At 38.1% G+C, this 22000-nt stretch carries 13 protein-coding genes; 9 read left to right on the top strand and 4 right to left on the bottom strand.

What is annotated here, in order from left to right; genetic code table 11:
* Window positions 1–115: 115 nt before the first annotated feature.
* The 9 genes from ACU1LP_RS05285 to ACU1LP_RS05245 all read left to right on the top strand — a co-directional run bounded on the left by ACU1LP_RS05285 (window position 116) and on the right by ACU1LP_RS05245 (window position 14652).
* Window positions 116–2878 carry a family 78 glycoside hydrolase catalytic domain gene (locus ACU1LP_RS05285; protein WP_445733956.1) on the top strand — a complete coding sequence of 921 codons (2763 nt, stop codon included), beginning with the start codon at window positions 116–118 and terminating at the stop codon, window positions 2876–2878.
* Between the two features lie 12 nt (window positions 2879–2890).
* Window positions 2891–4342, top strand: coding sequence for a sulfatase (locus tag ACU1LP_RS05280; protein ID WP_445733957.1), 1452 nt, complete (start codon window positions 2891–2893; stop codon window positions 4340–4342).
* Window positions 4343–4357: 15 nt separating this feature from the next.
* Window positions 4358–5740: a BNR-4 repeat-containing protein gene (locus tag ACU1LP_RS05275; protein WP_445733958.1), complete on the top strand. Its 1383-nt coding sequence runs from the start codon at window positions 4358–4360 to the stop codon at window positions 5738–5740.
* A 29-nt stretch (window positions 5741–5769) separates the two neighbouring features.
* Entirely contained in the window at window positions 5770–7470 is a 1701-nt protein-coding gene (locus ACU1LP_RS05270; RefSeq protein ID WP_445735760.1) for a glycoside hydrolase family 43 protein, read from the top strand.
* An 89-nt stretch (window positions 7471–7559) separates the two neighbouring features.
* On the top strand, window positions 7560–8906 hold the full coding sequence (locus ACU1LP_RS05265) for a family 43 glycosylhydrolase (RefSeq protein WP_445735759.1): 1347 nt from the start codon (window positions 7560–7562) through the stop codon (window positions 8904–8906).
* A gap of 51 nt (window positions 8907–8957) precedes the next feature.
* Window positions 8958–11228, top strand: a complete 2271-nt coding sequence (locus ACU1LP_RS05260; RefSeq protein WP_445735758.1) for a hypothetical protein — start codon at window positions 8958–8960, stop codon at window positions 11226–11228.
* Window positions 11229–11257: 29 nt separating this feature from the next.
* Window positions 11258–12121, top strand: coding sequence for a 3-keto-disaccharide hydrolase (locus ACU1LP_RS05255; RefSeq protein ID WP_445735757.1), 864 nt, complete (start codon window positions 11258–11260; stop codon window positions 12119–12121).
* A gap of 21 nt (window positions 12122–12142) precedes the next feature.
* The gene (locus ACU1LP_RS05250; RefSeq protein WP_445735756.1) at window positions 12143–13321 is read left to right on the top strand and encodes an alginate lyase family protein; all 1179 of its coding nucleotides are present in this window, start codon (window positions 12143–12145) and stop codon (window positions 13319–13321) included.
* Between the two features lie 11 nt (window positions 13322–13332).
* Window positions 13333–14652 carry a Gfo/Idh/MocA family protein gene (locus ACU1LP_RS05245; protein WP_445735755.1) on the top strand — a complete coding sequence of 440 codons (1320 nt, stop codon included), beginning with the start codon at window positions 13333–13335 and terminating at the stop codon, window positions 14650–14652.
* Between the two features lie 301 nt (window positions 14653–14953).
* Here the strand turns inward: ACU1LP_RS05245 and ACU1LP_RS05240 are convergent, their stop codons facing one another.
* Genes ACU1LP_RS05240 through ACU1LP_RS05225 form a run of 4 tightly spaced genes read right to left on the bottom strand, consistent with a single transcriptional unit; the run spans window position 14954 to window position 21978 of the window.
* Window positions 14954–16222: a M14 family metallopeptidase gene (locus tag ACU1LP_RS05240; RefSeq protein WP_445735754.1), complete on the bottom strand. Its 1269-nt coding sequence runs from the start codon at window positions 16220–16222 to the stop codon at window positions 14954–14956.
* Between the two features lie 8 nt (window positions 16223–16230).
* Window positions 16231–17598, bottom strand: a complete 1368-nt coding sequence (locus ACU1LP_RS05235) for an alanine/glycine:cation symporter family protein (protein WP_445734662.1) — start codon at window positions 17596–17598, stop codon at window positions 16231–16233.
* Between the two features lie 11 nt (window positions 17599–17609).
* Window positions 17610–18932: an amidohydrolase family protein gene (locus ACU1LP_RS05230; RefSeq protein WP_445735753.1), complete on the bottom strand. Its 1323-nt coding sequence runs from the start codon at window positions 18930–18932 to the stop codon at window positions 17610–17612.
* Between the two features lie 22 nt (window positions 18933–18954).
* Window positions 18955–21978, bottom strand: coding sequence for an amidohydrolase family protein (locus ACU1LP_RS05225; protein ID WP_445731738.1), 3024 nt, complete (start codon window positions 21976–21978; stop codon window positions 18955–18957).
* Window positions 21979–22000 lie beyond the last annotated feature (22 nt).

Genomic DNA, 22000 nt, shown 5'->3' with positions numbered 1-22000 from the left:
GGAACACATGAGATTATTAAACTGCTGACAATTAGTTATATAACATTTATTTTTCAATTTTTGTCATGTACTTATATTTTCTGTATATAAGGAACATTTATCTTTAATTTAAATTATGAAAACACACTTTAAGAATTCAATCATCTTCTTTGCTTTTCTAATATTATTAGTCTCTTGTAATGAAAAAGGATTTTCACCTGCGGAATTACTAACGGTCTCTGAAGGTTTTACAAACCCCATTGGTTTTTATGATGCAGATCCTACATTTTCATGGAAACTTCCAGTGTCTTCAAATAGTAAAACCCAATCTGCCTATCATATTGTGGCAGCAAGCAGTCCTGACCTTTTACCAGATAAGGCTGATTTATGGGATTCTGAAAAACAACAAAGCAGTCAGTCAATTTTTGTGAAATATAATGGTAAGGAACTGGTTTCCAGTCAAAAAGTATATTGGCAGGTTAAGTATTGGAATCAAGAAGGTAAGCCTTCTTCATGGAGTGCTGTTAACCATTTTGAATTAGGACTTTTAAAAAATTCCGATTGGCAAGCAAGATGGATAGGTTTACCAACAGCAAAAGATGCGGATACTTCCGACCGTGGCAGTATTATCCACAAGCCACAGTATTTAAGAAAAGATTTTGAAATACCTGAAAACATAGCCTCTGCACGTTTGTATGTTACGGCTAAAGGCGTGTTTGATGCATGGATAAATGGGGAGGATGTGAGCAACGATGTGATGCCTCCTGGTTGGACACCCTATCAAAAACGCATTGAAACCATTACTTATGATGTGACCCATTTTGTGAATTCCGGAAAAAATACGCTCGCATTTGAATTGGCACCAGGTTGGTATGCTGGCAGACTGGGATGGAGCAAAGAATATTGGAAAACATCTTCATCTCCAAAGATTTTAAGCCAATTGGAAATCACATTAAAGGACGGCTCAAAAAAAGTGATCATCTCTGATGACAGTTGGAAAGCTACCAATAATGGGCCTATACGTTTCTCCGAAATTTATGATGGTGAAATTTATAATGCCAATTATGAAATCCCAAAGTGGAACAAACCCAATTATGACGATTCCGCATGGCAACAGGTGTTGGTTGAAAACATAGATACAGACGTTAGGTTAGAACCAAAAAGGCATCACCCTGTTAAACAGAAATTAACATTACAACCAAAAACGATTATTGGGCAAGCTGATGCTTCGGTTATTTTCGACTTAGGCCAAAATATGGTGGGTGTTCCTTTGGTAAAAGTACCAGTAAAAAAGGGAGATACGCTTAAAATAAGATTTTCTGAAATGTTATCGCCAGATGGCAGTTTCTACACCCAAAATTATCGTTCTGCAAAATCGACCGATTATTATATTGCCAAAGCCGATGAAACTATTCAATGGTCTCCAAAGTTTACGTTTCACGGGTTTCGTTATGTAGAATTAAGTGGTTATGACCAGTCACAGAAGCCAACAAAAGATTGGATTACTGGATTGGTTCAATATTCCGATTTTGAGCAAAAAGGTAGTTTCACATCTTCCCAAGAAAAACTCAACCAACTCCAAAGTAACATTGTATGGGGGTTGCGTGGTAACTTCTTTGATATTCCCACCGATTGTCCGCAGCGCGATGAACGTTTGGGCTGGACCGGGGATGCACAGGTTTTTGCGCCAACATCTATCTATAATGCAGATGTGCACGCATTTTGGGCAAGTTGGTTAGAAAGTATGCGAGACTCCCAATATGAAAACGGAGGTATTCCATTTGTGGTGCCAGATGTACTTAAAAACAACAATGTAAGTTCTGGTTGGGGAGATGCAGCTGTGGTAATACCTTGGGAAATATATTTTAGAACAGGCGATGAAAGTATATTGGAGGAAAATTTTGAGATGATGAAAAGATGGGTTCAGTACCACAAAGACACTTCAAATGATTTTATTTCCCGTATGAATTCTTTTGCAGATTGGTTGCAACCATATCCCGTTAAAGGCGGTACTAAAGGAGATACATCTAAAGAGTTAATAGGAACAGCTTATTTTGCACACGTTTCTAAACTTACAGCACAAGCGGCAAAGGTGTTGAACAAGCAAAAAGAAGCATCGGAATTTGAAACATTATATCAAAATGTTGCCCATGCTTTTGAAAATGAATTCTTCAATGATAACGGCGAAATTAAAGATAATCAAGGCACGCAAACAGGGTATCTGTTGGCTTTAGGATTTGATTTATTGTCAAATGAGAAAAAACAAAAAGCCATTCCGCATTTATTGGAAAAAATTGAAGAAGCCGATAATCATTTAAGAACCGGTTTTTTAGGAACACCATTATTATCTAAAGTTTTAGATGATATTGGTAGAATTGATCTAATGTATCAGCTACTTTTTAATGAAACGTATCCCTCATGGTTTTATTCTATAAATCAAGGTGCTACTACCGTATGGGAACGCTGGAATAGTTACAGTAAAACCGAAGGTTTCAGTAAGGAAAAAATGAATAGTCTAAACCATTACGCTTATGGTGCTATTGGGCAATGGATGTATGAGCGTATCGCAGGAATCGCTCCTTTAGAAGCTGGGTATAAAAAAATACGGATTGCTCCACGTCCGCATGAACCACTCACAACTGCTTCAGGTGCATTGGATACACCTTACGGAAAGGTTTCTTCTTCATGGAAATACATCAAGGGAGAGTTTTCATTAGAAATAACTATCCCTTCCAACACAACAGCCTTGTTAAGTGTACTTTATAAAGATATTAATGATGTAACATTGAACGGTGTGAAAATCAACAATGATAAAAACATTAAAATAGTGGAACAAAAAGATGATGAAGTGGTTATAGAAGTTTCAGCAGGAAAATATACTATTAATTCAAAGTTTTAAGAAATTCGATATATGAAAAAAATCAAGTCCTATAGCCTGTTCCTTTTTAGTTTGACCCTTTTTACAGCTTGTCATATCAGCAAAGTAAAAAAAGAGGAAACAGCACAGTTGGAAACGGTATCAAAGAAAACCCAATTAAAACCCAATATTCTATTTATCGTCGTAGATGATTTAAAACCAGAACTCAATTTTTACGGAGCGACTCATATTAAATCGCCCAATCTCGATAATCTGGCTTCGCAAAGTATGGTTTTTGAACGTTCGTATTGTAACATTCCAGTATGTGGGGCATCTAGAGTTAGCCTTCTTACAGGGTTGCGGCCAACCCGCAACCGCTTTATTGATGCTTACACTAAAAAAGATGACCAAGTACCTAATATCACATCGCTTCCATTGACTTTTAAAAACAACGGCTATACAACCATTTCTAATGGTAAAGTCTATCATCATGGGGATGATGATAAAAATGCTTGGAACGAGATTTGGCATCCAAATACTAAAGGTAGTAGCTATGCACTAAAAGAAAGCAGAAATTTGAGCAGTGATGACAATAGAGGACCTGCTTATGAATCGGCAGTGGTTGCTGATTCTGTTTACTCAGATGGTAAAATAGCGAACAAAGGCATCAACGATTTGCGCAAACTTAAAAAAGCAGGCGAACCGTTTTTTTTGGCACTTGGGTTTATGAAACCCCATTTGCCATTTAATGCGCCAGCCAAATATTGGGACATGTATGATGAGAAAAACATAAAACTTCCTGAAAATTATGTGCAACCAGAATCAACACCTTCCGAAGCGTATCATAATTTTGGAGAACTGCGTAATTATTATGGCATTCCTCAAGGCAAAGACCCCTTAAATGACGAGCTTGCTATAAAATTAATACATGGTTATTATGCCTGTGTAAGTTATGTGGATGCTCAAATCGGACGCGTTTTACAAGAGCTGGATCGTTTAGGATTGGCAGAAAACACCATAGTTGTTTTGTGGGGAGACCATGGTTGGAATTTAGGAAACCATAAACTTTGGTGTAAGCACGTCACATTCGAATCTTCATTAAGAACGCCTTTAGTTATAAAAGTGCCAAACGTAACCAAAGGTGAAAAGAATAACAATATTGTTGAGTACGTAGATGTGTATCCCACACTTTGCGATTTAACGGGTGTAGAAAAACCAAAGCATTTGGAAGGCGTGAGTCTTTTGCCACTATTTAAAGGGAAAAGTTTGGATAAGGATTATGCGGTATCAAAGTTTAAAGATGCGGTAACCTTAATAAAAGGCAATCTGTTTTACACCGAATGGACGAACGATTTGGGCGAACCGTATGCTAGAATGTTGTTCGATCATACGAACGACCCTTTGGAACTTGATAATTTAGCAGAGAAACCAGCTTACCAAGACAAAGTAAAATACTTAGCAACCGAACTTCGAGCTAAATGGGGAAAGGATTTTTTGAATAAATAAATAAAAAAAATTAAAATGAAAACTAAATATATAGTCTTGATTCTTATAATTGTTTACAGTAACTTCTTGCTGGCTCAAAAAGACTTGCAGTTACTTGATAAAGCCGAACTTTTATCGCGCTACGAATTAACAAAAACCGCATATTGTTCCGATGGAAGTGATCGTGCCCAAAATGGATCACCCAGATTTAACGGGCCCATGGAAGCTAAGATTACATCTTTTCTTAACTATCAATACATTGCGTATTATGAAGGTAATGGGGATATCGTCATTGCCAGAAAAAAAACAGAACCCCATTCCAAATGGGAAAAATCCATCCTTCAAGGCTATAAAATAAAATCAGAAGACCGACATAATAAAATTGCTTTGGATATTTCTAAGGGCGATGGCGTGATACATCTTTCTTTCGATCATCATAATACACCTCATTTCAATTATGCACATTCCAATCAAAATGTAGCAAGCAATCCGGATTCTGTAGTTTGGGACAACTCGATTTTTAAACTGCTTCCAAATCTGGGAATGAAAGATGATACGGGAATGGTAACCTATCCTACATTTTATCAATTAAATGCAACAGGAGGTTTAATTATTTATTGGAGAACAGGTGGGGCTTTAGGCGGAGAAATGAATTTGGCAAATTATAACAGTGCAGATCATACATGGCATTTTATTGGTAGAATTTCTACTCAAGAAGGTGCTTACTTGGGTAAAAATGAATCTCGGGGTCCTTATACAAGTAAATTTGCAGATGATGCTGATGGAAATTTACACGTTTCATGGGTTTTTAGGGAAAGAGCATTTGCGGATGAAGAAGGGAAAAAAGGCAATTTTGCAGAGCATGGACTATACTACGCACAAAGTTCGGACGGAGGTTTTACGTGGAAAAATAATTGGGGAGAGGTTATTGCGGATGTAAAAAATAATTTAGTGATGGGGATTGATAATATGAAGGACCTTCCTGTAGAAATCCCTATGAATTTGAACCCTGTACATACGGGATTAACATCCATTATGGATTTAAAAACCAATAATTTTATAACCTTCCTAAACCAATATAAACCTGGAACAACAAAGAAGATAAATTATATACACATTCGAGATTCTAAAGGGGTTTGGACGACTAAAGAAACCAATTTAAGTCACCAAGGAAAAATCGAAATTCAGGGCGATAGGATGTTTGTTTTTAGTGGATCGGGAATATCTGTCTCCAATAGGTCTTCTAATTTTACAGATTGGAATACCATTTCATTTCCTGTTGAGTTTGCAAATGGGTCAACCAACTGGGATACTGAGCAGTTAGATAAAGGCATCATTTCCATGGTCATTCAATACAATCCTGAAAAATTAGGAGAACCATCACCTATAGAAATTTTTGATTTTAAGATTTCAAAATAAGGTATATAAACTGATTAAATTCTATAAAAATGAAAAGTTGCTATTTTATAATTCCATTGTTTATTCTTCCCATACTAACCTGTCATTCACAAATTGAATTGAGTAAGAAAGGGCAAGAGTATTACTATTCCAATCCTATAATTACAGGCATGAACCCAGACCCCAGTATTTGTAGGGTTGGCGAAGATTATTATTTGGTAACCTCAACATTTGGGTTTTATCCCGGGCTTCCTATTTACCATAGTCGCGATTTGGTACATTGGAAATTAATAGGATATGGCATTGATAGACCTTCCCAGTTAAACCTAAACGAAAGTGAAGGCGATAAAATTAATTTGTATGCGGCAACGATACGCTACAACAAAGGTGTTTTTTATATTATTAATACCAATACGGGCAGACGGCATGAGGATCGTAACTTTGTTATTACGGCAACAAACCCTGCGGGCCCTTGGTCTGAAGCGCATTATATTGAAGGGGCTCCAAGAATTGATCCCTCGCTGTTTTTTGATGATGATGGCAAAGTATATTATACAGGAAATGATACCGCCGCAAATCCTGTTTTTGAAAAACAAAGAAATATCTGGATGCAGGAAATAGATATTAATACTTGGAAACTTGTAGGTAATAAAGTTATTGTTGTAGATCCGGGGAATTATTATAAGGGCCTTGTGTTGTCAGGTAAAGAAAATCTGCTATTGGACTTTTTTGAAGGGCCCCACGTTTATAAAAAAGATGGCAAATATTATTTATTGATTTCGCACGGCGGTACCTTTTGGGAACATGCTGTATCCATCTGGAACAGCGACAGTATATTTGGTCCTTATGTGTTGGATAACAAAAATCCCATTGCTACCAATAGAGACTTTTCCCATAATAGTTACATTCACCATACAGGGCATGCCGATATGGTTGAAACACAAAACGGAGAATGGTGGATGGTATTATTGGGTACCAGACCTTATGGTGGAGATTTTACAAATTTAGGAAGAGAAACGTGTTTGGTTCCCGTGGATTGGTCAGGAGAATGGCCAGTGGTAAACCCGCTGGGACCTGTTGGTAGGATAATGCCTATCCACCGCAGACCAAATTTACCCAACCACCCATGGGAGGAAAAAGACATACGTGATAATTTTGACACTAAAAAATTAGGGCTCGATTGGAATTTTATGCAAACACCAAAAGAGGTGTGGTGGCATTTGGATGCACCTTCCGGAAAACTTAAAATAAATCTGCGTCCAGAAATTATTGATAAGAATGTGAATCCTTCTTTTATTGGGCAGCGACAAGCACACAAAAACTTTACGGCCATTACTAAAATGGAATTTATACCAAAAGTTGAAAATGAAACGGCAGGTATGGTCATTACTAGAGATGTCAGTAATCAATTTCAATTGGTGAAAACCTTGAAAAACGGTGCTGAATATCTTCAATTAATCCGAAAAGAGGTTGTTAATGATAAAATTGAACTAATTATTGCCGAAACACAAGTAAGCAGTAAAGCACTTTATCTAAAAATGGAAGCTTTAGAGCAACTTTTTACTTTTAGCTTTTCTGAGGATGGAAAAAACTGGAAAATTCTAGCAAAAGACCAAGACGGAAGATTGTTGAGCAACGCTTTAGGGATTGGAAGATTCACGGGAACTTTTATTGGGATGTACGCCACTTCAAAGGGAAAGGAAAGTAGCAATTCCGCGCTTTTCGATTGGTTTGAATATTCTGGTTTCTAGTTAAACCAATTATTTAATTGCTTCAAGAAGTAAGAACATTTTTAAGCTATAAATAGCTTAAATGCACAACGATATTAATTATAAATTATATGAATCGAGTTGTTCTATCCATTTTGTTATTGTCAACAATATCTGCTATATCACAAAACCCCATTTGTCCATCTGGATTAAATATCGCCGATCCAACGGCAAGGGTTTGGAACGATGGTAAACTGTATGTGTATGGCTCACGGGATGAAAATCCGAATTCATATTGCTCACACGACCATTGGGTGTTATCCACTCCCGATCTTGTAAATTGGGAATATGTCCCCGATGCCTTTAACTCTTTTGGGCCAAAAGACAAAATCTCTTATAACAACAGTGTATTATACGCGCCCGATTGCATCTATAAAGATGGCTTGTATTATTTGTATTACTGCCAGCCAGGGAAAAGCAATAATGAAGGCGTGGCGACAAGCACGTCGCCCACAGGCCCTTTTGAAAATGCAAAAATAATGAATATTCCTTCACGATACAGTCAAATTGACCCCGGTGTTTTTATTGATGATGACGGACAAGGATATTATACTTGGGGCCAGTTTTCGGCAAAAATTGCTAAACTCAAACCCAATATGACGGAAATTGATACGACCACGATTATTGATGGTATCATCACCAGCAAAACCCATCAATTCCATGAGGGCAATTCCATGATAAAGAGGAATGGCATCTATTATTTAATTTATGCACATAATGGGCGCCATGGTCACCCAACCTGCATTGGTTATTCAACTAGTAAATCCCCGATGGGACCTTACACATACGGCGGGGTCATTATAGATAATTATGGTTGTAACCCAAATAACCACAACAATCATGGTTCTCTCGTTGAATTTAAAAACCAATGGTATGTTTTTTACCATAGAAGTACACATGGTAGCAAAATGATGCGAAAAGCATGTGTGGAACCTATTCAATTTTTGGAAGATGGCAGTATCCCAGAAGTACAAATGACTTCTCAGGGTGCTGGAAAACCGCTCCATGCTTTTTCTGAAATAGAAGCGGAACGTGCGTGTTATTTAAATGGAAATGTGCGTATTGAAACCTTTTCATTTGATGAAACCAATCTAATAAACCCAAACAATAACGATCAGTTGGCTCAAATAAAAAACGGGGACAATGTCGCTTTTAAATCCATTGATTTTGGTAAGGGTGCTTCCTCTTTTACGGCAAGGGTTGCCAGTGCAACAAGTGGAGGGAAAATAGAAATAAGAATAGATAGTTTAAGTGGTCGCGTAGTTGGTACGTGTCAGGTTACTTATACTGGAGGATGGAATAATTGGAAAAATATTGTTTGTGACATTGAAAAAATTTCCGGTGTGCATGAATTGTATTTGTCTTTCTCTGGAGGAAGTGAATTATTGTTTAACATCGACAAATTTCAATTTCATTAATAAGATGGAGTACCATAGTTTTAATCTTAGAATATGTATTTTCAATAAATTATGAAACATATACTTTACACCGCTCTTATTTTATTTGTAATGATGGGGCTAACATCTTGTGAAAAAGGAAATAAGAATGAAACCTATCATCTTTATTTTGACGATACCATACCTCAATTACAATTTGCTGTAGACGATTTGGAAAAAGAACTTTCTGCAAAAGGCATAAGTGTGAAACGGGAATCCGTTACATCTTTCCATGGCAAATCTTCTGGGAATGCTATTGTGGTTGTATATAAAACAGCGGATATTGACCAGATTTCTGAACTTTTGAATACAAATATTCCTAAGCAAAAAAAATCGCAATCCTACAGTATTAGAGTCAATAGACAAGATAAAACCACCGACATAGCTGTTTTGGCTAACGATATTAATGGAGCTATGTATAGTGTAATGGATATAACCGAAGCCATAAAACTTCAAACATTAAATAAGATTAAGGATTATGATAAAGTGCCTTATATAGAAAAAAGAGGCATAAAATTTAATATTTCCATGGATATGAGAACGCCTACTTACAGTTCTTATAATGATGCCAGTCAACAAAACATACCTGAAATGTGGAGCATGGATTTTTGGACAGAAATGCTTGATCATTTAGCACGCGATCGCTATAATGTCATTTCTTTATGGAACCTGCACCCATTTCCATCCATTGTGAAAGTACCTGAATTTCCAGATGTAGCACTTAATGATGTATATCGAGAAACTAAAGTTGTGGAAGGGAGACGAGGCAACCAAACACCTATTGTACTAACCGATGATAATTATGAGGTTGTAAAAACCATAAGTATAGACGAGAAAATTAAGTTTTGGAAAGATGTGATGCAATATGGACACGACCGTGGGATTTCATTCCAGTGGTTTACATGGAACATTTTTACGCATGGAACATTTGGAAAATATGGTATTGACGATAAACAAGATAACGATAGCACCATTGCTTATATGAGAGCCAGTGTGCGCGAATTGGCTTTAACCTATCCGTTGCTTGAGGGCATTGGAATCACTGCTGGAGAAAACATGGAGAATTTGGAAGGTGAGTATTCCAATGAGAAATGGTTATGGAAAACGTATGGCGAAGGCATTAGGGATGCTAAAAAAATAAATCCGAATATAAATCTGCAACTCATTCATCGCTTTCATTTGTCCAGTCAAAAAGAAATATTGGATGAATGGAAAGATTATCCGGGCGACTTTAATTTTAGTTTCAAATACCTGTATGCACACATGTATTCCGATACTAAATCGGTATTTATTGAGCCAGCATTAAAATATCTGGCGCCCAATTTAAAAATGTGGCTGGAGTTGCGTAATGATGATGTGTATAGTTTCCGTTGGGGTGATCCTGATTTTGCACGTGAATTTGTTAAAAATTTACCTTCGGAAGAAAAAATGGCAGGATATTACATGGGTTCTGACGGATATGCGCTCGGACGTGAATTTTTGAGTACGGAACCTGAAAGTCCCAGACAATTGGTCATGAAAAAGCAATGGTATTTGTACATGCTTTGGGGACGCTTAAGTTTTGACCCCACACTTTCCAATGAACATTTTCAGAATGTATTGGCTGAAAGATTTCCAGAAGTACCAGCGGACAAATTATTTAAGGCATCACAACAAGCATCTAAAATATTTCCAGAAATCACTCGCTTTTTTTGGGGAGATATTGATGTTCGTTGGTTTCCTGAGGCATCCAAAAAAGTAGATCGGTTTTATAATATCCATGATTTTATTATGCAAACGACCATGCCAGGTAGTGAAGATATTAATATTAAAGTTTGGAGAGACCTTAAAATAAATGGTGAAGACATTAAAGGGAAAACACCTTTTGAAGTAGCAAATTCCTTAGAAACTTATGCTAAAAACACGTTGGATTTGGTAGCCGAATTAAGAAAAACACCTTCTGAAAGTAAAGAACTTCGTTTAACATTGGGTGATTATGAAGCGTTTGCCCATTTAGGGAATTATTATGCTGAAAAAATTCGGGGAGCAACCAACATCGCATTGTATGATGCCACGGGAAATAAAGCAGAACAAGATACAGCCATTGTCCATTTAGAAAAAGCGCTAGATCATTGGAAAAAATATGGGGTGATATATACGAAACAAAATGTACAACCGGTAAAATGGGGACGCGCAGGTATTGTTGATATTCAAGGGTATTTAACCGATGAGGTGGCTAAAGATATAGATATGGCTAAAGAATGGAAAATGGGTACCATAAAGGGGTCTTTAGTAAAAAGAAAAGAGTTGAACTTTAGGGAATAGAATTAATTAAATTAAAACCAAAGCATATAATGAAAACAACAATAACTTTAAGTCTCTTGGTAATGGGAATAGTATTTCTAAAAACGCCTATTTTGGAAATGGTCAAAAACCAAGGAAACAACAGTGATTTAGCTATTATAGATGAATCCGAAAGCGGGTTTAAACCCCTTTTTAACGGAAAGAATTTTGATGATTGGGATTTGTTACTAAGAAGTGGTACACCAGAAGAGGCTAAAAAGGTATTTACCATTGATGATGATGGGGCCCTACACTTTTTCAGGGATTTGCCAGAAGGCGCAGGTAACGATGAAAGTAGAAGAAATGCATTTCATGGTGTGATGGCTACAAAAAAGAGTTACAGCAAATACCATTTAAAATTTGAATATAAATGGGGCAAGAAACAATTCAATAACTATGATCAGTTTCAATATGATGGCGGCGTGTTTTATCACATCATGGAACTCAAAATATGGCCCGTTGGATTACAGTATCAAGTTCGATATAATCATATTGAGGACAAAAACCATTCTGGGGATTTCATTGCTTCAAATGTAAAAATGCAATGGTATTCCGAAGATGGTGAAACATTTAAACTCCCGTCTGAAGGAGGTACGCCTCAACCCATCAGAAAAGGACAGCATTTTGCTGCTAAAGATTTAATTTTTAATGGACTCAATGACAAATGGAATGAATGTGAAATTATTGTGATGGGGAATGAGTACGCCATTCAAATACTCAATGGAAAATTGGCTAACATGGCAACTAACCTAGAGCCAAGTGAAGGACCTATTGCTTTTGAGGCAGAAACTGGTGAAATTTTTTGGCGTAATATTAGAATTAATGAATTTGATAAATCAATTCCTAAAGAAGTATTTCTTAAATTTAAAGAATGATTCCCAAAAATTTTATTTGTTATGAAGTTTCCCGATAATATTGCAGTAGTTATTTTACTTGTTTTCATGGGGTGTCAACAGCCCAAACCGAAATCAGATTTTGATGTAGTTGAAGAATGGGAAAAAGAGCGCATACTAAATTTGGCTGAAAATTATTCCGATTTAAAACCAATTACGGTTACTGATAGTGTTGCAAAACGCAGTAAAGGGACTATACACGATTTTTATTCTGAAGGTGATTATTGGTGGCCAAACCCCAAACATCCAGATAGTGCTTATATTAGAAAAGATGGTTTAAGCAATCCAGATAACTTTGTTGCGCATCGATTGGCAATGATTAGATTAAGTCAGATATCGGGTGCTTTGGCTGCTGCTTATTTAATTACTGATGATGAAAAATACGTAAAACAATTACTTCCGCATTTAAAAGCTTGGTTTATAAACGAGCAAACCAAAATGAATCCTAATTTGTTATTTGGTCAGGCCATTACGGGACTAGTTACTGGACGCGGCATTGGAATTATCGATACCATTCATTTAATGGAAGTCGCTTTAGCGGTAAAGGCCATAGAGCATTCCAGTTCAGTTCCACAAACAGATGTGAATTCAATTAAAAGCTGGTTTGAAGATTATTTACAATGGCTAACTACACATCCTTTTGGTATCACAGAACGCGACAATGGCAACAACCACAGCGTATGTTGGGCTATGCAAGTCGCCGTTTTTTCCAAGCTTGTTAACAACCAAGAATTATTGGATTTTTGTAAGGAATTTTATAAAAACACCCTATTGCCCGACCAAATGGCAGCGAATGGCTCCTTTCCATTGGAACTTAAAAGGACTAAACCATACGGCTATTCCATATTTAATTTGGATGCTATGGCAACACTTTGCCAAATACTTTCCACGGATGATGAAAATTTATTTGTGTATCAAACGGATGATGGAAAAAGTTTGGCTTTAGGATTGAACTTTTTGGCACCCTATTTAAAAAACAAAAATGATTGGCCATACCAAAAGGATGTCATGTATTGGGAAGATTGGCCAGTAAGACAACCAGCGCTCTTGTTTGGAGGGTTGGCATTGAACAATGAAGCGTATTTGGAATTATGGAAATCCTTAAGCCCCAATTTTACTACCCAGGAAATAATTAGAAACATGCCTGTAAAATATCCTCTCTTATGGATCGGTAACAATTAAATACTATTTTTATGAAAAAAGAAAGTGGCAAATCCCTTGAAACAAAAAACGATCATGCAGTTTTAGTTTCCCGTAGAAAATTCATTATCAATACGTCTCTTGCATTTGGGGCCATAAGCATCATTCCAAGGCATGTTATGGGACAAGGATTTACAGCACCTAGCGATAAAATAAATTTAGGGGTCATAGGTTTAGGTAAACAGGGCAATATCTTGTCAAACAAATTTCTTTCCAATACGCAAGCGCAAATAGTTGCTGGAAGTGATGTTTGGAATTCCAAAAGGGATTTTTTTAAAAATAATCTCGAAAGCATGTATGCAAAAATCAGAAATGTTAGCAACTATAAAGGGGTTGATGCCTATTTAGATTATCAAGAGCTTTTAGGCAGAAAAGATGTAGATGCCGTTATTGTTGCCACACCCGATCATTGGCATGCCATACAATCTATAGATGCCATGAAAGCGGGTAAGGATATTTATTGCGAAAAACCGTTAACAAACACTATTGCAGAAGGAAGGGCCATTGTTGATACGGTAAAAAAAACCAAGAGTATTTTTCAAACGGGGAGTATGCAGCGTTCTTGGGAACGGTTTGAAAAAGCGAACCAAATTGTTAATTCAGGAAGAATTGGTGAAGTAAAAAAAGTATTGGTAAACGTAGGAGATCCTGCAAGAAGCTACGATTTACCTATTGAGGAATTACCAAATGGTGTTGACTGGAATAGATGGTGTGGTCCTGCACCATTATTAACGTACAATAACAGAATAGCACCAAGTGAAGTAAGTTTTTATCCAGATTGGAGAGATTTTAAAGAAACAGGTGGTGGCATACTTGCAGATTGGGGGGCTCATATGTTTGACATTGTTCAGTGGGTATTGGGAATGGACCATACAGGCCCCATAAAATATGTACCACCTACAGATCCAAATGCAAAACGGGGATTAACCATGTTCTATGAAAACGGTATTGAAATGGTTCATGAAGATTTTGGAAGAGGTTGGGGCGTTCGTTTTATTGGAGATAAGGGGACTTTGGATGTGAGTCGAAGTTATTTAGAAATAGATGCTGAAACCAGCAAATTGGAAATTCCCGCATTTACAAATGAAAAACCCTCGGAAGGCAATCACTATCAAAATTGGTTAACTGCCATTAAAGAAAGATCACAAACCATTGCTGATGCTGAAATTGGACATAGAACGGCGAGTGTGTGTAACGTGGCAAATATAGCTTACCAGTTAGGTGAAACTTTGGAATGGGATCCTAAAAAGGAAAAATTTAAAAATAATAAGGAAGCCAATAAAATGCGAAAAAGAAAAAACAGAAAATTTTAGAATCCCTGTAATATAATTAAAGATTTTGTGCAGTTTTGATTTAAATACAATGGCGAAAAGCAATGGGTTTATTGTGGATCGGGTAACTTTTAAATAAAACACTACATATCAAATGATTATAAAGTTTTTAAGGATTGACTAAATAGGTCGCTTTGGAACCTGATAATTTTCCAGAAGGTTTTGTCTACGAAATGTTTCCATTTGCTGGTTTTGTAACTCCAGATAACCGATTGGTAGGAGTTTTATATGCCCAGTTACAAAAATTGATCGTGTAGTTTTTAAGGGTCAATTAATTAATGTGTCAGTCCAGTCTGTCCAACATCATTTCCATTAGAATGTTAGCACTTATTTCGCCTTTTTTAATTAAAAAATCCCTTGGTGTATTATCACCAATCTCAAAAACCAAGGCTTCGGCACCATAGTTTACAAAAAAATAATTCCTAGAGATAATTGTTGGTTCCATCTTATCGCTTGGGCTTATATTGGGATCATACTGATCAATGGTTTCTTTAATTTTTTTTAACCAATCAGGTGCCAGGTTTGGCATATTGCCCTCCAGTTTCTCATCTACCGTATAATAAATATCATCCCAAGTGGAATGAAAATCGATACCAAAATAAAATTTTCCATTGGTTTCCTTTATTTTATTCTCCATAAATGTTCTAACAGCCTGTGTTTCTGGCTGATTGAAGTTCGCCCAATCCCTATTCAAATCAATGCCACCGGCATTATGGCGCCAATGCCCATTATCTACTCCGTCGGGATTCATCAAAGGCACTACATAGGTCGTGAATTTACGTCTGAACCTTTTAGCCAATTTACTATCGGAACCAATGGTTTCAACAAACGATTTCATGGCAAGGTAACCAGTAACTTCTGGTGGATGTTGTCTTGAAATAACTATCAGCATATTTTTGCCGGTTTCCTTACCAATGGTAAGCAACTTTAAATCCCTGCCTTCAACACTTTTACCAATGCTTTTTTGAGCAATATAAGATTGCTGTACCTGCGTATTGATCCAATTGTTTACATGTTTGGAAGTATGCAGCTCTTGGCCGGCAACCCACAGCGTATCCGGGCCAACCTCCAGCTTTATTTTAACTTTTAAGGGTCGGGAATCTGGATCAAAATCCTTAGTGCCTTTGTCGTATTCCGTGTAATTGATCGAGTCCAGTGGCATCCAATGAATACCATCATGACTCAACTTAGGATAATACCTGTGCTTAACGGATTCTTGATAGGTTAAAATTAAGTTGATTTGTTTTTTTTCTTTTGACCACACTTTAAAGGCATACCATGGGCTTGAGTTTATGGGTGTGTTTTCCGAAGTAATCAAAGCGGTATATATATCATTCCCATTGTGAATAATTCCGTTAAGCCTAGCACCTTGAAAGTCATTTGAAAAAGTCAAGTTTTCATCATCAAAGGAGTAGTTGCCCTTCCATTGTTTCTGTATGGGTTTAGAAGCCGTTGGAACTATTTCAACAGGGCCCTGACCTTGAAATTTTTGGGCTTGTACGGTAACTAGTGAAAAGCCGAGTATGAGGAAAAGAACGATAAAATTTTTCATAATAGCATTTAGATTATGTTTGATTTTAAGTGTAATTTGTTAAAATAAGCACGGGTGGCTTTATTGACTTTTGGAGACAGAATAATTGCGGAAAGCATTGTAGGAATGGACATTAACGCAAAACTAATATCAATGAGTCCAACAATACCGGACATGGTAGAAATTGCACCCAAGCTAATACTGGCAACATAGATGTAATTATAGATTTTTTTATAACGTGTTCCCAGAAGAAACGATATACATTTGGTGCCATAGTAAGAGTATGTAAACAACGAGGTAAGGGCAAAAATAAATACTATGAACACTAATAGTACGGCACCATAGTCGGGCATTGTTTTTATAAAGGCGTTTAAGGTAACGGTTACACCTCCCATGTTTGGGTTTTGCCAGCTGTTGGTCACTAAAATGGCCATGGCCGTTAAGGTGCATACTACAATGGTATCGATAAAAGGTCCTAGCATGGCTACCAGACCTTCTTTAACCGGTTCCAGGTTTTTGGAAGCCCCATGCGCCATGGGTGCGGTGCCTATGCCAGCCTCATTGGAAAATGCGGCCCTTCTTATCCCAACAATGATTAAAGCGCCCAGACTACCTCCCAATACCGCATCTCCGGTCATGGCATCCAAGAACACCTGTTCAAAAGCAGGAATAATATTGGATTGGTTTATTACAAGAATATAGGATACCGATAAAAAATAGAGTACTACCATGAACGGTACGAGCTTACTTGCATAATTGGCGATACGCTGTATGCCCCCGAAAATAACTATGGAGACCATCACACTAATAACGATTCCAATAAGCAATGATGACTTTGTGGATGCCTCATAGCCCAAACCCGGCAGCAGTACGTCATTTAACACCTGTGTGAGTTGATTTGCCGTAAAAATGGGCAAGGACCCAAAAAGACCGGCTATCGAGAAGAATACCGCAAGGGGTTTCCAGTTTTTTCCAAGCCCCTCCATGATGACGTACATGGGGCCTCCCTGAACCACCCCGGAATCGTCCTTTCCCCGATACATTATGGCCAGGGAGCAGGTGTAATATTTGGTAGCCATTCCAATCAATGCGCTTACCCACATCCAAAAAAGAGCTCCTGGCCCGCCCATACCAATAGCTATGGCAACTCCTGAAATGTTTCCCATTCCCAGGGTAGAGGACAATGCCGTTGACAAAGCCCTGAAAGCACTGATCTCACCCACATTGGACTTATCATCGTATTTACCGCGAATGACCGCTATGGCATGCAGAAAGTGCTTAAAGGGCAATAACCTAGAGTATATCAGAAAGTAAATTCCGCCTCCCACGAGTAATATTAATAAAGGTAGATTCCATATCCAGTTGCTAAAATCTACAAGCACTTTTTCAATATTCATACGTTATGCCTTTAGTTTTTCAATCCAAACTTTTTAGAATAGCGTTTGAAATTTTCTTGATGGGATCCGTCAAGGGTCAAGCTTTTTCCACGGATAAATGCATGGGTTAGGTCATTTGTTTGTACATCCAAGGCATCGCCCTTGGAGACGAACAAACTGGCATCCTTGCCAATAGCAATGGCACCCAGCCTATCGTCCACACCCAGAATTTTTGCTGGATTTAAGGTTATCAGTTTTAGGGCCTCTTCTTTTTTCATGCCAAAAGTAGCGGCTGTACCAGCATAAAAAGGTAAATTTCTAGAGGTTGAGAGCATACCGGAATGGCTTATGGCAACAGTAATACCTGCTTTGGAAAGTTCTGCGGGCAATGAATAATAAGCATCATAGTTCATGCCGTCATTATCTGGATAATCGTATGTGGGCGGTAAGATAACAGGTATATTGCTTTCCTTTAAAAACTCCTTTACCAAAAGCGCAGGGTAGGAGGCTGCCAATATAATTTGCTTTATATTATATGACTTGGCAAACGTAATGCTTTCAATAATTTCTTTAGGTTCGTTGGCATGTATGGTCAAAGATTTTTTTCCATCAAAAAGACCTTGCAGGGATTCAAGTTTTAAGTTCGTTTTTTTGTCCTTAATTTCTTTATAGGAATTTGCTGCCGAAAACAATTGCTTAAGCTCATCTATTTTGGAATCGTAAGAAGTGCTTTTTTTAAGGCTTCTCGTTTTGGTGGCACTGTCATAAGAACTTGAGGTTGAAGCCGGCCAATACATGTGTATGGAAGCTTCCTCTTTATAGACTGCTTCCTGCCAACTCCATCCGTCCAGTTCCATAAGTGCCGAAGTACCGGAAATCAACCCTCCCGATCGTATGGATTCAACAAACAAAATCCCATTAAATCGTAAGGTGGGTATATGTTCAGACCCACTGTCAAAAGCATAAACCGATTTTAAACTAGGATTTATATCCCCTTCTTCCAGTTTATCATTAGATTCGGGAACACCACTGATTTCCTCTATGCCTATCAAAGAATTCAATAGGATGAATCCCGGATACATATGTTGCCCGCTTATATCCATAATTTGATAATCCGCTTTTTGCGCCCCCAATTTTTCTAAACTTCCCACATAGGTAATTTTCCCGTCTTTGAAGCCTACGGAGGTGTTTTCCAGAACGTCTCCGGTTCCCGTATGCACGGTGCCGCCAACAAGTAAAATAGGGGATGATTGTGGTGCTGCTGGTTTGGGTATTAGCTGCTGAGCGAAAACGGGATACATACTATTTAAAATCAGAACCAAACAGAAGATAATTATTAATTTATAGTGTTTCATTTTTTGTCTGTTTATTTTATTTTTAGTTGCCCATTTCCAGATATTCACAATCAAACTCTGGCTTTACATTTGAAACTTTTGAAGTTGCTTTTGCCTTTGCTTCTTTAGTGCTCATCAATTGAATGATTCGAGATCGTTCCTGCTCGTTTTTCTCCCTAAGCATTTTATCCTGTTCCATATCAAAATAGATAGCCCCTTCAATGATGGTTTTTTCGGGTTTGGAGTAAACAGATAGCGGTGGCCCGGACCATAGCACCACATCGGCCGATTTCCCTTTTTTTATACTTCCCATGGTATCGTCCAAGTGTAAAAGCTTTGCAGGGTTTAAGGTTATCATTTTCAGCGCATCCTCGGTACTTGTATTTCCGTATTTTACAGATTTTGCGGCTTCATGGTTAAGATGCCTTATGGTTTCTTGGCTATCGGAGTTGATGGCGGTTAAAACACCTGCATTGTTCATTATGGTAGCGTTGTAAGGAATGGCGTTACGGGTTTCCCATTTAAAGTTCCACTTGTCTGAAAATGTACTTCCCCCAACCCCATGTTCCCGCATTTTATCAGCTATACGGTAGCCTTCCAAGACATGGGTAAAGGTATTAATGGTAAAACCATATCTGTCTGCAACATCCATCAACATCAGCATTTCCTTCTGTTGATAGGAATGGGCGGAAATAAAGCGTTTGCCTTCCACAACCTCCAACATAGCTTCTTTTAACAAATCCTTTCTTGGTTTTGTAACGTTACTTTTTTGTTTTTTGTCAAGTTGGTCATAGCGATTCCATTCTTTTCGATAGTCCAGGGCTTCCGTGAATGCGTTGGAATAAAACTGCTCAAGGCCCATTAAACTCCGCGGGAAACGAATGGATGGGTCGCTTTTGGATCTTTTTGGGTTTTCTCCCAAAGCAAATTTGATAAAAGGAGCAGCATTTTTTATTTTGAGGCCTTCGGGATTCTCGCCCCATTTAAATTTAATCAATGCTGATTGCCCGCCTATGGGGTCTGAAGAACCATGCAGAATATGTGCTGCCACAACCCCTCCCGCCAAAGCCCTGTAAATACCGGCATCTTCGGAATCCAATACATCCTGCATACGCACCATACCGGAGTTGGCGGCAATTTCGTTGACCGCGCTTATGGCAATATGCGAATGTTCATCAATGATGCCCGGTGTCAAATGTTTTCCCGTGCCATCGATGGTCCTAGTGGCTTTGGATGTTAGGGTTTTACCAATTTCGGCGATTTTTCCATCGGAAAGCAAAACATCCGTATTTTCAAGAATGCCCTCTTTTTCATTGGTCCAAACCGTTGCATTTGTTATCAATATAGTTTCAGGTTCTATTTTTTCGGATGTACCAAAAGCCATAAAGGGAAAGATAACCGCTCCTTCGGCTTTCAATTCAGCCGAGTCCTTTTTATCAATCTCAATATCCTTTTCAGCAGTATTCTTGGTCGCTTTCCATGTTATTTTTTCCTCAAAATTAACGGTGCCGTCGCCCTTCAATACCATGTGCTCGCCTTTGGTATCTGCCCAACCGACGAGGTTGTATTTTTTATTATCGACTTCAAATTCCAATAGCGGTAAATCACCGTCCATAATAAAAGTGGCTTTACTTTCTGTTCCATCGGGCAGTGCCAATTGAGCGGCGTATTTTGAATTTTTTGTTTCCAATTTAAAAACGGCGGTCAGGTTTCCTGCGGTCAAGCTGTATTCCCCGGTCATTTTTGAATCTGGGCTCGCATTGATTATAAAACGTTCTCCTTTTATATAGTTTTCGAGCAGTACGGTGTTTTTGTCAAAAAGTTCGCCATCCGCAATGATGAAGTTTGCGAGTTTGCCCTTTTCCAAAGTGCCCAGGCTTTCATTCATATCCAATAGGCTTGCCGGAACCGTTGTCAATGCTGAAAGTGCTTTTTCCTTACTTAGCCCATAGGAAACCGATTTTCTTAGGTTTTCCAAGAAATTGGACTTTATACTACTGTCCATGGGGTAAGATGTAAGTGCAAAAGTTATCCCTTTTTCCTCTAATCGAGCTGGATTTGAGGGCGCCAACTCCCAGTGTTTTAAATCCGTAAGTGAAATCTTTGGAGTTAGGTACGGGTCCGAAACATCAAAAGCCGATGGGAAATTCAAGGGGATTATCAATGAGGCATTCATTTGTTTTATCTCCTCGATACGTTGGTATTCGTCCCCGCCACCTTTGATAATGAAATTTAGTTGGAACTCCTCACTTATTTTATTTGCCCTTAAAGTCGTTAGCCAGCCATCAGCTTCCATTATCTGGGGTAAGCCCTTGTTTTTAGCTAGTGATTCCAATGTTAAATCGGTAAAAGGTTTTTGCTGTTGTGCGGCATACCATTGGGCATCATAAAAAGTCTGTCGCAATAGGGCAATGGCACCCATGGGCGATACGGGATAATCCTGTGAGGAACTTCCTTTATCAAAAGAATAATGGGCAGCCGCCTTAGGTTTTATGACCATATTATTTTCGTTGCCATCACCAAGAACCACTAAAGATGCCGTGCCTCTTGCAATACCGTCAGGCCGAATGGTGGCCACGGTCCCAAAGCCCTGTGCCCTTAATTTTTCGGCTGCTTTTTTATCCACCTGAAAATGTTCCGCACTTTGGTAATCCGATTTGATGGCCTCGTTTGCATTGTAGGCCCCTTTGGTGTCGGATTGCACCTGCTCCCTTTTGACGTATGGACTTCCTCTTGGCGGTATGACCACTTTGGGTTGGCCATAGTGGCTGAACATATCAATAAAGGAAGGATATATATAGTTGCCTTGAAGATCAATTTCTCGGTAGCCCTTAGGAACTTGTGTTTGTGGAACAACAGATTCAATGATACCATCCCTTACAATTAATGTGGCATCCACCAAGATTGTTTTGGGGTTGACCACTATGGTGGCGTGGGTCAATGCCATGGCTTGGGTCCTTTGGTCGGAAATGTCATTTTTAGGAAAGGTTTCCTGCCCGTAAGACAGGGAAAGATTGATAAGGACACAACAACTAAAGATAAATTTTATTTTTTTTAATATGTGCATATAGATTTTTTTTAGACAAATT

The organism is Mariniflexile sp. (genome assembly GCF_052728615.1).
The sequence above is the reverse complement of the archived record's forward strand: the minus strand, read 5'-3'. Positions and strand labels throughout refer to the sequence as shown.

Coding starts and splice junctions, on each gene's coding strand:
- ACU1LP_RS05225 (WP_445731738.1), bottom strand. CDS start 21,978: ATGCACATATTAAAAAAAATAAAATTTATCTTTAGTTGTTGTGTCCTT.
- ACU1LP_RS05275 (WP_445733958.1), top strand. CDS start 4,358: ATGAAAACTAAATATATAGTCTTGATTCTTATAATTGTTTACAGTAAC.
- ACU1LP_RS05240 (WP_445735754.1), bottom strand. CDS start 16,222: ATGAAAAATTTTATCGTTCTTTTCCTCATACTCGGCTTTTCACTAGTT.
- ACU1LP_RS05280 (WP_445733957.1), top strand. CDS start 2,891: ATGAAAAAAATCAAGTCCTATAGCCTGTTCCTTTTTAGTTTGACCCTT.
- ACU1LP_RS05235 (WP_445734662.1), bottom strand. CDS start 17,598: ATGAATATTGAAAAAGTGCTTGTAGATTTTAGCAACTGGATATGGAAT.
- ACU1LP_RS05250 (WP_445735756.1), top strand. CDS start 12,143: ATGAAGTTTCCCGATAATATTGCAGTAGTTATTTTACTTGTTTTCATG.
- ACU1LP_RS05245 (WP_445735755.1), top strand. CDS start 13,333: ATGAAAAAAGAAAGTGGCAAATCCCTTGAAACAAAAAACGATCATGCA.
- ACU1LP_RS05270 (WP_445735760.1), top strand. CDS start 5,770: ATGAAAAGTTGCTATTTTATAATTCCATTGTTTATTCTTCCCATACTA.
- ACU1LP_RS05285 (WP_445733956.1), top strand. CDS start 116: ATGAAAACACACTTTAAGAATTCAATCATCTTCTTTGCTTTTCTAATA.
- ACU1LP_RS05255 (WP_445735757.1), top strand. CDS start 11,258: ATGAAAACAACAATAACTTTAAGTCTCTTGGTAATGGGAATAGTATTT.
- ACU1LP_RS05260 (WP_445735758.1), top strand. CDS start 8,958: ATGAAACATATACTTTACACCGCTCTTATTTTATTTGTAATGATGGGG.
- ACU1LP_RS05230 (WP_445735753.1), bottom strand. CDS start 18,932: ATGAAACACTATAAATTAATAATTATCTTCTGTTTGGTTCTGATTTTA.
- ACU1LP_RS05265 (WP_445735759.1), top strand. CDS start 7,560: ATGAATCGAGTTGTTCTATCCATTTTGTTATTGTCAACAATATCTGCT.